General features: G+C 51.8%; 14 protein-coding genes and 3 pseudogenes. 7 read left to right on the top strand and 10 right to left on the bottom strand.

Annotation, left to right across the window (positions count from 1 at the left end):
• Positions 1-8: 8 nt before the first annotated feature.
• Both L1889_RS11155 and L1889_RS11150 read right to left on the bottom strand, forming a co-directional pair.
• On the bottom strand, positions 9-1592 hold the full coding sequence (locus L1889_RS11155) for a formate dehydrogenase beta subunit (protein ID WP_238665177.1): 1584 nt from the start codon (positions 1590-1592) through the stop codon (positions 9-11).
• Positions 1592-2095: a formate dehydrogenase subunit gamma gene (locus tag L1889_RS11150; RefSeq protein ID WP_238665176.1), complete on the bottom strand. Its 504-nt coding sequence runs from the start codon at positions 2093-2095 to the stop codon at positions 1592-1594. Before L1889_RS11150 ends, L1889_RS11155 begins: the two co-directional genes overlap by 1 nt.
• 196 nt (positions 2096-2291) lie before the next feature.
• On the opposite strand from L1889_RS11150, the gene L1889_RS11145 reads away from it, so the two are divergent.
• The 4 genes and pseudogenes from L1889_RS11145 to L1889_RS11135 all read left to right on the top strand — a co-directional run.
• Complete coding sequence (locus L1889_RS11145; protein WP_238665175.1) at positions 2292-3380, top strand: substrate-binding domain-containing protein; 1089 nt, start codon at positions 2292-2294, stop codon at positions 3378-3380.
• 65 nt (positions 3381-3445) lie between these two features.
• A pseudogene (gene moaA / locus L1889_RS11140) lies at positions 3446-4560 on the top strand (GTP 3',8-cyclase MoaA).
• On the top strand, positions 4557-4685 hold the full coding sequence (locus tag L1889_RS18460; protein WP_257794015.1) for a hypothetical protein: 129 nt from the start codon (positions 4557-4559) through the stop codon (positions 4683-4685). The pseudogene moaA and the gene L1889_RS18460 overlap by 4 nt, the downstream one beginning before the upstream one ends.
• 10 nt (positions 4686-4695) lie before the next feature.
• Positions 4696-5172 (top strand): annotated as a pseudogene (locus tag L1889_RS11135) (NTP transferase domain-containing protein); the annotation flags it as partial.
• A 49-nt stretch (positions 5173-5221) separates the two neighbouring features.
• Here L1889_RS11135 and L1889_RS11130 read toward each other — a convergent pair.
• The 8 genes and pseudogenes from L1889_RS11130 to L1889_RS11100 all read right to left on the bottom strand — a co-directional run bounded on the left by L1889_RS11130 (position 5222) and on the right by L1889_RS11100 (position 10966).
• Positions 5222-6427 carry a molybdopterin molybdotransferase MoeA gene (locus tag L1889_RS11130; protein ID WP_238665920.1) on the bottom strand — a complete coding sequence of 402 codons (1206 nt, stop codon included), beginning with the start codon at positions 6425-6427 and terminating at the stop codon, positions 5222-5224.
• Between the two features lie 39 nt (positions 6428-6466).
• Positions 6467-6973 (bottom strand): molybdenum cofactor biosynthesis protein B, encoded by a 507-nt coding sequence (moaB, locus tag L1889_RS11125; protein ID WP_238665174.1) that lies wholly within the window; start codon positions 6971-6973, stop codon positions 6467-6469.
• Positions 6970-7446: a molybdenum cofactor biosynthesis protein MoaE gene (locus tag L1889_RS11120; protein ID WP_238665173.1), complete on the bottom strand. Its 477-nt coding sequence runs from the start codon at positions 7444-7446 to the stop codon at positions 6970-6972. Before L1889_RS11120 ends, moaB begins: the two co-directional genes overlap by 4 nt.
• 2 nt (positions 7447-7448) lie before the next feature.
• Positions 7449-7700: a molybdopterin converting factor subunit 1 gene (moaD, locus tag L1889_RS11115; RefSeq protein WP_238665172.1), complete on the bottom strand. Its 252-nt coding sequence runs from the start codon at positions 7698-7700 to the stop codon at positions 7449-7451.
• Between the two features lie 9 nt (positions 7701-7709).
• A pseudogene (gene moaC, locus L1889_RS11110) lies at positions 7710-8155 on the bottom strand (cyclic pyranopterin monophosphate synthase MoaC).
• 212 nt (positions 8156-8367) lie between these two features.
• Positions 8368-8742 carry a response regulator transcription factor gene (locus tag L1889_RS18820; protein WP_308217627.1) on the bottom strand — a complete coding sequence of 125 codons (375 nt, stop codon included), beginning with the start codon at positions 8740-8742 and terminating at the stop codon, positions 8368-8370.
• Between the two features lie 20 nt (positions 8743-8762).
• Positions 8763-9017 carry a response regulator transcription factor gene (locus tag L1889_RS18815; RefSeq protein WP_308217626.1) on the bottom strand — a complete coding sequence of 85 codons (255 nt, stop codon included), beginning with the start codon at positions 9015-9017 and terminating at the stop codon, positions 8763-8765.
• Complete coding sequence (locus L1889_RS11100; RefSeq protein WP_238665171.1) at positions 9014-10966, bottom strand: sensor histidine kinase; 1953 nt, start codon at positions 10964-10966, stop codon at positions 9014-9016. Before L1889_RS11100 ends, L1889_RS18815 begins: the two co-directional genes overlap by 4 nt.
• Before the next feature lie 119 nt (positions 10967-11085).
• Here L1889_RS11100 and L1889_RS11095 point away from each other — a divergent pair, with 119 nt between their 5' ends.
• The 3 genes from L1889_RS11095 (at position 11086) to L1889_RS11085 (ending at position 14152) form a co-directional block, all read left to right on the top strand.
• Positions 11086-12072, top strand: coding sequence for a TRAP transporter substrate-binding protein (locus L1889_RS11095; protein WP_238665170.1), 987 nt, complete (start codon positions 11086-11088; stop codon positions 12070-12072).
• Between the two features lie 191 nt (positions 12073-12263).
• On the top strand, positions 12264-12830 hold the full coding sequence (locus L1889_RS11090; RefSeq protein WP_257793981.1) for a TRAP transporter small permease: 567 nt from the start codon (positions 12264-12266) through the stop codon (positions 12828-12830).
• Positions 12827-14152, top strand: a complete 1326-nt coding sequence (locus L1889_RS11085) for a TRAP transporter large permease (RefSeq protein ID WP_238665168.1) — start codon at positions 12827-12829, stop codon at positions 14150-14152. The genes L1889_RS11090 and L1889_RS11085 overlap by 4 nt, the downstream gene beginning before the upstream one ends.
• Positions 14153-14336: the final 184 nt, after the last annotated feature.

Genomic DNA, 14336 nt, shown 5'->3' with positions numbered 1-14336 from the left:
GGACTCCTTTAAGCGGGTTGCTGATTTGCAGAGGAAACATCGCTGTCGCTGGCCTCAAGGCCAAAGTCCGTCGCGAAGTGTTCCATTGCAGAAAGCACGGGATAAGGGGCCATGCCGCCCAGAGCGCAAAGCGATCCGGCCATCATGGTGTCACAGAGCTCACGCAGAAGTATGGTATTGGATTCGCGCTGCTCGTTGCGGCGAATTTTCTGTATGACCTCGACTCCGCGAACAGAGCCGATCCTACAGGGAGTACATTTTCCACATGATTCGATAGCACAGAACTCCATGGCATATTGAGCCATATGTCCCATGTCTACCGTTTCGTCGAAGGCAACGATGCCACCATGCCCGACCATTGCGGAAATGGCCATATAGGCTTCGTAATCCATGGGGACATCCCACTGATGTTCTGGAAGGTAGGCGCCCAAAGGCCCGCCGACTTGCACGGCACGCAGGGGACGGCCGGATGCCGAACCGCCACCAAAGTCGTAAAGCAGTTCGCGCAGGGTGACACCGAAGGCCTTTTCGACCAGCCCGCCTTGCTTGACGTTCCCGGTTACCTGAAAGGCGAGCGTGCCTCGTGAGCGTCCCATCCCGTAGTCGCGGTAATAGTCGCTGCCTTTAGCCAGAATGATGGGTACAGAACCCAGAGAGATCACGTTGTTGACGACGGTGGGCTTGCCCATGAAGCCCTCAAGAGCAGGCAGCGGCGGTTTAAACCGTACAGTACCTCGCTTGCCTTCCAAACTTTCTAATAATGATGTTTCTTCGCCGCAGATATAGGCACCGGCGGCTTTGCGGATTTCCAGATCGAAATGATGGGTCGAACCGGCAATATTCTTGCCCAGCCAGCCAGCTGCATAGGCTCGCTCAACGGCTGAGTTGAGCATGGCGATGGCCAAGGGGTACTCGGACCGTACGTAGATATATCCGGAGGTGGCGCCCACAGCGAGGCCAGCGATGGTCATCCCCTCAATCAGGGTGTAGGGGTCCCCTTCCATAAGCAAACGGTCAGAGAAGGTGCCGGAGTCGCCCTCATCGGCATTACAGACGATGAATTTCTGATCCGCCTGGGCCTGTAGTACGGTGTTCCATTTGATGCCGGTAGGAAAGGCGGCACCACCCCGGCCGCGCAGTCCGGAATCCGTCACGCACTTCACAATGTCAGCAGGCGACATCGTCAAGGCCTGGCGCAAGCCCGCGAAACCGTCGTGGGCCTGATAGTCGTCCAGGTCGAGCGGATCGACAATGCCTACACGGGCGAAAGTCAGGCGCTCTTGTTTTTTTAGATAGGGGATTTCTGCAGTCAGACCGTGACACAAGGGGTGTGGCTTGGCGGCGAGCCAGCCGGCTTCAAATAAAGAATCTAAAGCCTCGGTGGTGACAGGGCCATAAGCTACCCGACCCTCCGGGCCCTCGACTTCTACCATGGGCTCTAGCCAGAGCAGGCCACGGGAGCCATTACGAACGATATCAATGTCGAGCTGTTGCTCTGAGGCACGCGTCTGAATGGCCGTTGCCACCTCGTCGGCTCCCATGGCTACAGCGGCCGTGTCGCCGGGTACGAAAACACGAATACGAGTGTTCATTATTTGGCTCCTTCTGAAGCGAGCAACGTATCTAAACGCTCAGGACTCATTTTTGCATAGGGCTTACCGTTAAGCATGACCGCAGGAGACTGTGCACAAAGGCCCAGGCAATAAACGGGCTCAAGGGTGACGGAACCATCTGCAGAGGTTTCGTGAAAATCACAGGAGAGCTTTTGTCTTGCGTATTGGGCGAGTTCGTTGCTACGCATGGATTGACAAGCCTCAGCCATGCAGACTTCAAGCACATGTGTGCCTGCCGGCTTTTGTCTGAAGTGTGCGTAAAAGGTGATGACTCCGTGGATTTCGGCACGAGAGAGATTTAAGGCTTTGGCGAGCAAGGGCACAACCGCTTCGGGCAGATAGCCTATCTCATCTTGAATGCTATGTAAGATAGGCAGTAAATTACCGCGCTTTTCTGCGTGTTGTTCCAGAGCGGCGTTGACGGTTTTTTCGTAGTCATTATTTGCCCGCCCGAACTGTTCGGCGTTTGAGGGGATGTGCATAAAAAGTCCTTAACCACCTGAGTTGGCAGTGAGTTGCCGTTGCTTATATGTATATGTTTGCATATTATGTTTTATGTATTTTATGTAATCTACAAAGTTATCCGCTATAGATCAATAGGTTTGAAAGTGCATAAAACAATGTTATATATGTTATGTAAAACATATTGAAGGTTTTCAGCACGGAGCAGGGGTGTCAATGGGCCAACAATTTAAGGCCAGAATTCGATCTGAATGGGTACTCGAAAGTGCCGATGGCACTACCCTTCAACTGGGAGAAGTGTTGCGGTTATTGGCTGCGATCGAAACTATGGGCAACATTACCGGGGCGGCTAAAGCCTGCTCGTTGTCGTACCGTCATGCGTGGGGGTTGCTCAGAAATGCCGAGAAGCAGTTCGAGGCTCCATTGATGGAGACATCACGCAGACAAGGGACAACCCTTACAGAGTTTTCGAGACGGCTGTTGTGGGCCAACCGCCGTGTTGACGCCCGGTTGACGCCGACTCTCGAAAGCATGGCTTCCGAACTGCAAGAAGAATTGCATCGCTTATATAGTGAGCAGCCGCAGCATTTACGGTTGCATGCCAGTCATGGTTTCGCCGTGGAGGGATTAATGCGCTTGGCAAATGACAAGGCATACTCTCCTCTCGAGCTGCGTTACCGGTCTGCCATTGAGGCTCTGGGGTCGTTGATCAGGCGCGAATGCGACTTGGCTGGCTTTCAGGTGCCCATTGGCAAGTACCAAGAGCAGGCTGTGGCGCGTTATCGTGAATGGTTAAAACCCGAACAGCATCGGTTGATTTATTTAAGCGACAGAAGCACAGGGCTGTTCATACAGCAGGGAAATCCTCGTGGTGTACGCTCCGTGGCCGATTTGTTACGGCCTGACGTACGTTTTGTTAACCGCGAGGTAGGTTCCAGTACCCGATTTCTTCTGAATTTAATCATTCAAGACTACAAACTGGATGCCGCCAATATTCAAGGGTTTGACAGTACGGAGCTGACCCATCTGGCGGTTGCCGCTCACGTGGCAAGTGATATGGCCGATGTGGGGTTTGGGGTAGAGACGGCCGCGTTGCGATGCGGGCTGGATTTTATCCCTTTGGCTCAAGAACGATACTTTTTTGCAATCCACAAAGACTTAGTGGACTCAGCCCTCGTGCAGCGCTTTTTAGAGTTAATCACGGGTGATGAGTATCAGGCGTATATGGGGCAGCTAGTGGGTTATGCTGCAAGGAAAAACGGCGCCATAATGACTCTTGAAGAGGCATTTGGCCCAGTGCTTTAAAATTCGGGTATATGATGGGTGGTTAGATAAAATAAATTTATCTCCGTCGCACTCACGGAGGGACTATGAGCAAAAGTCTTTTTGATAATGTAGTACAAGCGCACTCCAAGGGCAAAAATAGCTTAGAAAAAGCACGCCCCAGAGTCATTTCCATATTAAAACAAGGGGTCGGCGATCTGCACAATCGACCGCTTCGAGATCTACGAATTTCGGTGACTGATAAGTGCAATTTTCGTTGCACTTACTGTATGCCACGAGAGGTATTTGGTCCGGATTACGAATTCCTGGCTCAGCAGCAGCTGTTGAGTTTCGAGGAAATTACGCGTGTGGCTAAGCTATGCGTGAATTTAGGCGTGCAGAAAATTCGCTTGACGGGGGCGAGCCCTTGTTGCGTCGGCATGTGGAAGACCTTGTCGCCATGCTGGCTGAACTCCGCACCCCTGAAGGAGGGCGGGTCGAGCTGGCCATGACCACTAACGGGACCCTGCTGGCGTCTAAAGCCAAAGCGTTGAAAAGTGCAGGACTGGATCGTGTAACCGTTAGTCTGGATGCCTTGGAAGATGCACGTTTTGCTCATCTTAGCGATAGTAAAGTGTCGGTCAAGAGAGTGTTGCAGGGTATTGAGGTGGCACACGCCGAGGGGCTCAGCCCTGTTAAGGTCAATATGGTGGTGCGCAAGGGGCTTAACGACGACCAGATAGTGCCGATGGCCCGGTATTTCCGCGAAACGCCACATATATTGCGCTTTATTGAATATATGGATGTGGGCAACACCAATGGCTGGAATTTAAATGAAGTAATGACCGGTGCCGAGATCTGTGCGGCCATTCATCCGCATTTTCCACTTGAGCCTCTTGCTTCCAATTATCGGGGCGAAGTGGCGGGGCGTTATCAGTATGTAGACGGAAGTGGCGAAGTCGGTGTGATCACCAGTGTGTCCCAACCCTTCTGTGGTGACTGTACCCGTATGCGACTTTCGCCCGAGGGCCGGCTGTTCTTATGTCTCTTCGGCTCCAAGGGGTACGATTTGCGCGACCTGCTGCGGTCAGGTGCAACTGACGATGAGCTTGCTGGTTTTGTGTCGCGTACCTGGCGGCAGCGCGGTGATCGTTATTCTGAGGTCCGCGGAGAACAGACGGTAGAGCGTCATAAAGTTGAAATGAGCCACATAGGAGGATGATTTCTCCTAAGCACCTAAGCGGAGCTGTTTTGGCAGGCGGCCAATCCAGACGCCTGCGTGAACTGGGGGCCATCAACAAAGGGTTGCTTAAGCTGGGGGAAAGCCCCTTGTGGCGCACGCGCTGACCAAACTTTCCCCTATGTATCGCAGGTGGTTATCAGCGCAAACGAACAAACAGACGAGTATGCGCGCTATGCAACGGTTTTAAGTGATGATCCCTCGGTATCGGGTTGGCAGGGGCCCTTGGCGGGCGTGCTCACAGCACTTGAGCATATCCAGACACCGTGGCTGCTATGTTTACCTGTAGATTGCCCATTTCTGCCTGAGTTGCTAGTTCCCGAACTGCTTAAAGCGAGTGCAGGACAGCAAAGTGTGCAGGCGTTTTATGCGCGAGCAGAGCGCGCTCATCCTCTGTGCTTATTGTTGCATCAAGACTTGGCGGCGAATTTGCGCCTGTTCTTGAATAGTGGAGAACGACGAGTACAGGGTTGGCTGCAGCAAGCCGGAGCCCAGGCGGTTGAGTTTGGTGTGCACACAGAGCCGCTTTTTTCCAATATCAATACGCCCGAACAGTGGCGCGAAGCCCAAGCCCTATTTGTGAAAACGCCCTGAGGCTGGTGGCAGCGATTCAAGGCGTTTTTATTAAGGTGCGGCTAAGGCCTTAGTATCCCCAGAGATTAAAATCATAATAAGCTACCGTGCTGCCACCGGCTATTTTGGTGTCGGCTGGGATGCGCGCCAAACCAGAAGCCCATGCCAGCGAACTGATGATGCTGGATCCCTGCTGTGCATGAGGCGTCAAGCCAAGCACGCCGTCAGGCATGCTCTTGGCTTTCACACGAAGGAACTCTTCGCGATCTCCCTGATAGTCTTGCTGACTGTCAAGGCGGCCATACGACAGCGGTGGCAAGACTTCAGTACGGCCTTGCATGGTACGTATCAAAGGGGAGACCATCAGTGTGAATACGGCATAAGCTGACACCGGATTACCTGGCAGGCCTACGATGGGAGTGCCTTTCAGCCGTGCCAGTGCAACAGGCTTGCCCGGTTTCATGCGCACCCGCCACATTTCCATATCGCCGCCCGAGGCCTCAATGGCGGGTTTAACCAAGTCTTTATCACCCACCGAAACGCCACCTACCGTCAGCACCAAATCGCACTCTTCAGCCAGACTGCTGATGGCGTCCTGGATTTCCTCGAGCGTGTCAGCCGCATGAACAATGCGGACTACATTCGAGCCCAGCTGTTTGACGAGTGAGGCCAGCATTGATGCATTCGAGTTGTATATTTGCCCTGCATGCAAGGGCTGCCCTGGTTCTGCCAGCTCATTGCCGGTGGTTAGAATACCAATTTTGGGTACAGGAAAGACATCGATTTCGGTAACGCCTTGCGAAGCCAGGATGGCAATTTGCCCACTGCCTATTACCGTACCTTTGAGCAGGATAGCTTTGCCTGCAGGCATGTCTTCGCCTGTAAAGCGCACATGCTGGCCCTGTACAGGAGCAACGTTGATATGCAATTTGCCGTCGGTCTCTGTGCAGTCTTCCTGGATCACAATGGTGTCTGCGCCTTCAGGTATTAAGCTACCCGTAAAAAGGCGTATAGCCTGGCCTGGCTGTATGGCCTGAGGCAGGTCACCCGCATAGACACGTTGCTGTATGGGATAGCTTATCCCCTCTTGAAAGTCGGCAAAGCGAATGGCATAGCCATCCATGGCGCTGTTATCGGCAGGCGGAATATTAATGGCAGCGCTTACGTTATTGGCCAGAATGCGGCCACGAGCCTGATCAACAGTGACACGCTCGGCTATTTCTGGCCGTGTTCCGGCTTGTACGAGTCTGTTTTGAGCGGTGTCGAAATCTAGCATGGTCATAGACGTTACGATGGAGATAATTTGAAGAGAGGGTCAGGCGCAGTTTTCAGCGAAATTGCACGGCTTGTGTCGGCTATCCAGCTGAGCTTCGAGAATTTTCTCCCACGCCAGTTTGCAGGCGCCGGATGATCCAGGGAGGCAGAATATGTGATGCTGATTCGCGACGCCTGCCACGGCATCCGACTGCAAGCTCGAACTTCCGATATCGGCATACGACAAACTTCTGAAAAGTTCGCCAAAGCCAGGGATTTCGATGTCCAGCAGTGGACGTACTGCTGATATGGTAGATTTTGTTCTGGCAAAGCCAGTGCCGCCATTGCTGATAATGACGTGTATGTGCGGATCGGCAATCCATTGACTGAACTGATGCCGCAGTTTATAGATATCGTTGGCAACAATAGCCGATGCCACGCAGTTATGACCTGCCAGAGCCAGGCGTTCACGCAAGTAATCGCCTGAGGTGTCGGTGTCAGAGCTACGGCTATCAGAGACGGTTAGCACAGCGCAGTTCAAGACTTTTTTTGCTGGAGTTTTATTCATGGGTTCTGCTTGTCTGTATTCGCTTCCCAATGGGCGGTTTTCAGTGCGTCTTCTTCACTTTGCTGCACCCAGAACTGCTTGCCGTCGGCAAGTACTTCCCGCTTCCAGAACGGTGCTCGGGTCTTTAAGGCGTCGATAATGTATTCCGCTGCGTTAAAGGCTTCTCCGCGATGCGCGCTGCTGACACCCACAAATACAATTTGCTCGTTGCGGTTTAATGCACCTACCCGGTGCACGACACGATAGTTCAGAATATCCCATCGTTCTAAGGCATGATCACAAATTTCCTGGATTTCTCGCTCACACATTCCCGGGTAGTGTTCCAGCACCAGGGTCTGCGTGGGGGTATTCGTGTCGTAGTCGCGTACATAGCCAATAAAGCTAAGCAGTGCGCCGGTGTGGCCCGCATTTACCGCATGCAGCTCTGCAATGAGTTGAGCAACATCGAAATCGTTTTCTTGCACAGTAATCATATTTAGCCCCCTGTAACCGGTTCGAATAACGCGACTTCGTCGCCGGGATTAATGGTGGCGCTGTGGTTTACGTAATATTGGTTAATGGCAACTTTCAGGCGTTTTCTTAAAGGTTCTATAGCCGGATGCTTGTCTACCACCGTTGTAAGCCAGTCGCTCACGCGGACGGGCTGGCTAAGTTGCCAAAGTTCGCTGCGGGTACCGGCAATTTCAGCGACTTGAGCGAAGTACAAGACTTTAATATGTGTTTGCATTGTTGTCTCCTAGCAGGCTGAAGGGCTGGCGTGCCATTCGCCGCTCTTGCCCCCGCTTTATATTCCAGGCGTATTTGTTCAATGATGATGCCCTTGTCGGCTGCCTTGCACATGTCGTAAATAGTGAGCGCTGCCACGCTGCATGCCGTCATGGCCTCCATTTCCACGCCTGTGCTGTGAGTGGTTTTGCAAGTGGCGCGAATGGTGATGCAACGAGAGTTGACGTCGCTTTCAAAATCAATGCCTACGAAGTCTAGTGGCAGGCTATGGCAAAGAGGGATGAGATCAGCGCAGCGTTTGGCAGCCAGCACACCCGCAATACGCGCAGTGTTCAGTACTTCGCCCTTGGCGTTGTCTTGGGCTGATAACAATTTAAATGCCTGTTCACCCAGGCGTACGCGAGACACGGCAATAGCGGTGCGGGGGCTCAGGTGTTTATGACTCACGTCGACCATGCGGACCTGACCATGTTCATCAAGGTGGCTCAGATGCGCATCGCTACCTTCAACAGTGTAGCCATCAGAAATCGTATTTTGCTTCACAGTGTTCCTCTATTACAGTCCTGGAGCCGTCGGGCGAGGGCGGCTCAAGTGGAATTCATATGGCTATTATAGGCTTGTCCCGCGGCAGACAGTCGGCTACGGTTTCACACCTTATTTATTTAAGATCAGTGCGGACATGCGTTATGGGCTGTCAGTGGATAGCAAGTGGTCATCCCTGAAAAGACGCGCCAGTTCCACCAGATTCCTTGCGCCGGTTTTTCCAGGGCACGGGCACGGTGCACCTCGACCGTACGCATCGTGATATCAAGGTCGTTTGCAATTTGCTTGTTCAGCTTTCCTTTCAGAGCTAATTCCAGTACTTGTTTTTCACGGTTCGACAACGAGGATATTTTATCTGCCCACTTGAGATGGCGTTCACGCTCTTCTTGCAAGTGTGCGTACTGATGCAGGACCTCAAGCACACGATCTACGAGATCATTGTCGTTAAAGGGCTTCTCAATAAAGTCAGCGGCACCTTGCTTAAGTGAAGCGACTGCCATAGGCAGATCGCCATGGCCGCTTAAAAAATGACAGGTTGGGTTGAGCCTTTTTTACGCAGCAGATCGAAGACCTCCAAGCCCGAGAGCCCGTGCATCCGAACATCCAGTAACAAGCATCCTTCCAGTTCAGGTGTCCAGCTCTGTAGAAAAGCCTCGCCGGATTCCCATAGAACAGCCCTTACGTTTCGGGTTTTGAAGAGCCAGGCCAGTGAGTCGCGTATGGCCTGATCGTCATCGATGATGTGCACAAGAGGTTGCAAAGATAAAGAGTTCATTGTTCTGTTAGCGGTAAGGTGAAGACAAATGCAGCGCCAGGCGTACTGGTGGCTTCATACCATAGAGTGCCGCGGTGCAATTCCACAATAGAGCGGCAAATGTTCAAACCTATGCCCATTCCTTGAGTCTTCGTTGAGGCAAAAGGCTGAAATAATAACGACACCATGCTCTCGTCTACTCCAGGCCCGTTGTCACTAATAATTATTAAGGCGTGCTGATCATGCCATTCGAAGGCAACGTCAATGACGCGACGGGCGCTTTCCAAGTGTCGCACAGCTTCAATAGCGTTACGAAGTAAATTTAAAATAACCTGTTCAATCATGGTTTTATCTGCCATGACATATACCGGTTCATCAGGCAGGTCTGAACGCAATTTCACATTGTGTTTGCGAAGCTCAGCTTGCATGAAGAAAATGCTGTCCTGCACGATCGTGTTCAGCTTTTCGTTGAGCAGTAAGGGTTCGCGTTTACGGACGAAGTCATGGGTGCGTCGGATAATTTCGCCTGCCCGACGATTCTGGGTGGCAACGTGCTCCAAGCCAGCATGAAGCTCTGCTTTGTTGAGATTGTCATTCTTCAGTAGATTCATGCAGCCGGCAGCGTAGCTGGCTACGGCAGCCAGGGGTTGGTTCAGTTCATGGGCCAAGGTGGTGGTCATCTCGACCATACTCATTAAATGGGCAGTCTGCTGAAGCTGTTCTGCTTGTTGGATAGCGTGTGCTTCCTGAGCTTTCCGGCTAGAAATATCGACCATCGAGCCCATCCAGCCTACATGCTTTCCACGGTCGTTTATCAGCGGGGCCTCGTGCACCTGCACGTCTAGCAGCGTACCGTCCGGATGTTGAAAGCGCGTTTCGAAGCTTTGCGCTCTTGGCATTTGGTTTTGCTGATAATGGCGTTCGAGGGTTTCGCCCAATACTTCCGGTGCCCACCATGGCATAGGAGGGGCCAGGCCAGTGATCTCACTTTCCTTGCGGCCCACCAGCCTACAGAAAGCCGGGTTGACATAAAGAATACGGCCTTGCAAATCGCGCGCTCGCAGCCCGGTGGTAATAGAGTTCTCCATAGCCCGTCTAAAGGCCTGTTCGTTGCGTAGCGCCTGCTCAGCCTGTAGCCGCTTGCGGGCATAATAATGCTGAATCAAAAGGTTGATAATTGCCAAAACTGCTAAGCCTACAATGACAGTAAGCAGCAGCGTAAGAATTGGGGGATGGGGGCTAAGATTCGGAGTTAGCCGCAGGCGTACACCATGCAGGGGCGGATCTACCGACATACTGTGGCTAAGCTGTTCTGAGGTAGAGACGGTTTTGACCCGGCGAGCAATGACTTTGTCGCTGTTATCAACCAGCACAACCTCGTAATTTTCTGCCACCCACCATGGCACTTGATTTGTCAGCAGCTGGCTTAGAGAAATCGAAGCCAGCAGTGCGCCGCTTACTTCATTTTTTTCATCAAAGGTAGGAAAGATCAGATCTACCAGCGTATCGTTTTGCTGTGCGGAAAAATAGGCTGGAATCCAGGCTTTCATCCGGGGGATAGGAGCAGGCAAAGTTGCGTCAGGGCTATAACCCTGAGGCAGAGTCATCAGCTCTTCGCCGGCTGCACCGAGCCAAACAATAGAGAGCAGTTCGGGATGTATGGCCTTCATGTGAGCTAATCTTGCATACAGCTCTGGCTGTTGAGCTGTGGCATTGATTTCCGCGGCAATGCGTTCCAGGTTGGACTCATGAGTGCGCAGGTGAAACGACAGGTTTTGCTCTACCCATAAGGCGTCTTCGATCAGTTTGCTGCGCTGCTCGTCCATTCTGTCTTTTTGAACAACGATGATAAAAAGGGCGATCAGGATCACGAGAATGGCGATGGCCAGGATCGGCACATAGCTCATGACCGACGAGGCAAACGAAGGTGCCGTTTTTGTGTTTTCGCTGTCGTCACTAAGGGTAATCATGAGGGCCTATTTCGGATTTCCACAATGGTTAAATATCCTAATGCTTCTTAAGCTATGACCTAAGCTATTTTTAATAATTACATCGCGCTTAGACTTCAGTTCAAGGCTCGGAGGAAACAATGAAAAAAATTCTTGCTGCTACGCTGGTTGCATCGGCGTTTTTTGCATCCAACGCCATGGCAAACTCGCCTCTGGTGATCAAGTTCAGTCACGTGGTGTCGCCAGATACCCCCAAAGGTAAAGGCGCGGAACGCTTCAAAGAGCTTGCCGAAAAATACAGTGAAGGTAAGGTTGTAGTAGAAGTCTACCCAAACTCGCAACTTTATAAAGATAAAGAAGAGCTTGAGGCCTTGCAACTGGGTGCAGTTCAAATGCTGGCCCCGTCCTTGGCCAAGTTTGGTCCCCTGGGTGTGCGCGAGTTCGAGGTATTCGACCTGCCTTATATTTTTCAAAATAAGGATCAGCTGCGCAAGGTTACCAACGGCGAGGTGGGTAAAGACCTGCTCGCCAGGCTTGAACCTAAAGGCATCAAAGGCCTGGCATACTGGGACAACGGCTTCAAGATCATGAGTGCGAACTCGCCGATACATACTGTTGATGACTTCCTTGGCCTGAAAATGCGTATTCAGTCCTCCAAGGTGCTTGAGTCACAGATGCAGGCACTTGATGCTGTCCCCCAGGTAATGGCTTTCTCTGAAGTCTATCAGGCGCTGCAAACCGGCGTCGTTGACGGCACCGAAAACCCGCCTTCCAATATGTATACCCAAAAAATGCACGAGGTGCAAAAGCACGCCACCTTGTCTGACCATGGCTACCTGGGTTATGCCGTTATTGTGAATAAAAAATTCTGGGATGGCCTGGACGAGGCCGTACGCGCACCTCTTGAAAAAGCATTGGATGAGGCCACCGAGTACGCCAACGACATTGCCCAGCAAGAAAACGATGAGTCCCTAGCCGCCATGAAGGAGTCCGGCCGTACAACTTTTTATGAGCTCACTCCTGAAGAGCGCAATGAGTGGATCGAGCAATTGCGTCCTGTGCATAAAGCCATGGAGTCACGTATAGGTGCTGAGGTCATTGACGCTGTCTATAAAGCTGTTGAATAAATCGTAGTGTAGTGATCCCGATGTGCTTTGCCACATCGGGACTATTCGGTACAGAGCCACCTCAGCGCTCATTTGATTTCAGGCTCGGCACACTGACCGGCGTACACGCGTAGTGTTACAGGTCAACGCCATGGAGAAGCCATGCTGTTACGTTTTTAAATAAATTTGAAGAGATCTTTATCTCTTTGCTGATGGTCGCGGCAGTGCTCATTATCTTTGTGGCAGTTTGCCAGCGCTACTCAATCACTTTGCTTGCCGACATCGTCTCATGGTCTCGTTCTAACGGCCATGACCAAGTGTATGCGTATGCCAGGGCGACTTATCGCAGCGTGGTCGGGCTAAACATGTTGTGGGCGCAAGAGCTGTGCATCTATTTGTTCGTCTGGATGGCCAAATTCGGTGCCGCCTATGGTGTGCGTCTGGGTATACACGTTGGGGTAGACGTATTGGCTAATGCCGTTTCACCTGGCAAGCAAAAAGCGCTGGTCGTTATATCGATGTTGGGAGGTGTGCTTTTCACTTTCCTGGTGGCCTGGATCGGCGGCAGTTTCGTTTATGACATCAGTCAAACCTCGCAGGTGACGGCCGATTTGGAGGTCCCTGTCTGGCTGGTTTATTTAGCCGTACCTGCAGGGTCGGCATTGATGTGTTTCCGCTTTCTCGAGGCACTCTACCATTATCTCAAAACCGGAGAGCAGCCCCATTTCACGCATGGTAGTGTCATGCAAGACGAGAAAGCCCAAGGAGACGCAGCATGATTAGTTTTATTATTTTCGCGCTGCTTGGCGTGTTGTTGCTTACCGGTATGCCCGTGTCTATTGCGCTGGGCCTGACCGTCATGACCTTTTTGTTCACCATGACAAATGTGCCCATGGACAGCATCGCGTTGAAGCTGTTTACCGGGATTGAAAAATTCGAAATCATGGCGATCCCGTTTTTTATCTTGGCAGGTGGCTTTCTGACCCATGGTGGAGTAGCGCAACGCATGATTCGCTTTGCCTCCGCGATGGTCGGACACTTTCCGGGTGGAATGGGATTGGCAGCGGTTTTGGCGTGCGCGCTGTTTGCGTCGATTAGCGGCTCTTCACCTGCTACCGTCGCTGCCATTGGTTCAATTATGATCCCCGCCATGGTGAAGCAGGGCTATCCTGCGCAGTTCGGGACTGGGATTGTGGCGACCTCCGGAGGCTTGGGCATTTTGCTGCCGCCATCCATTGTGATGGTGATGTATGCCGTAGCAACGAGTGGCATGATGGTTGAAGGGCCTGATGGGGCTCGTGTGGGCACTGCCTCGATTGGCCAATTGTTTATCGCGGGGGTAGTACCCGGCCTGATTCTTGCTTTTATGCTGGGCTTAACAACGATGTATAGAGCCTGGAAGCTTGATTACCCTCGTATGCCCAAGGCTTCGGCCCGTGAGCGCTGGTCTGCATTTAAAGACTCGATCTGGGGGCTGATGCTGATCGTGATTGTGATGGGCGGCATCTACTCGGGTATCTTTACGCCCACAGAAGCCGCTGCAATCAGTGCAGTATATGCGTTTGTGATTGCAGTCTGGGTTTACAAAGATATCAAGATCCGTCATGTGCGTCGCATCGTGCTCGAGTCGGCGGCAATGAGTGCGATGTTGCTTTACATCATCACCAATGCGGTCATGTTCGCCTTTATCCTGACCTCAGAACAAATTCCACAAAGTATTGCCGCGTGGATTGTTGACCAGGGGATGGGGCTGATTGCCTTTTTGTTGTTCGTCAATGTGCTCTTGCTGATCATTGGCATGGTCATGGAACCTTCAGGCCTTATTTTGATAATGGCGCCCATACTGTTTCCCGTAGCCATGAAATTGGGTATGGACCCTGTGCACTTTGGCATTATGCTGATCGTTAATATGGAGATTGGGTTGGCGACGCCGCCTGTAGGCTTGAACTTATATGTGGCTTCGAGTATTTCCAGGCTGGGGTTGACTGAAGTCACTAAATCAACCTTGCCCTGGTTGCTGACAGGTTTGGTTTTCTTGATGCTGATTACCTTCATTCCTGAAATTACCTTGTGGTTGCCACGTATTTCTGGTTGGCTGTAATAACGCCATAAAAAAGCGCTCTCGGGCGCTTTTTTTATTGATGTATGCAGCAAGAGAAGCTGCTCTGATTTCTGGGTGTACGGGATGCTAAAATAGCAGACTTCGGTTTCTTTAGAGATGCGGCTTGCAGATAGGCTCTATTACTACTTTAAGCCGGGTTTTTCGCTTAGTATGATGATGGCTT

It is taken from the genome of Paenalcaligenes niemegkensis (assembly GCF_022230885.1).
Taxonomy (GTDB): domain Bacteria; phylum Pseudomonadota; class Gammaproteobacteria; order Burkholderiales; family Burkholderiaceae_B; genus Paenalcaligenes; species Paenalcaligenes niemegkensis.
This window is presented reverse-complemented; position numbering and strand designations above follow the sequence as displayed.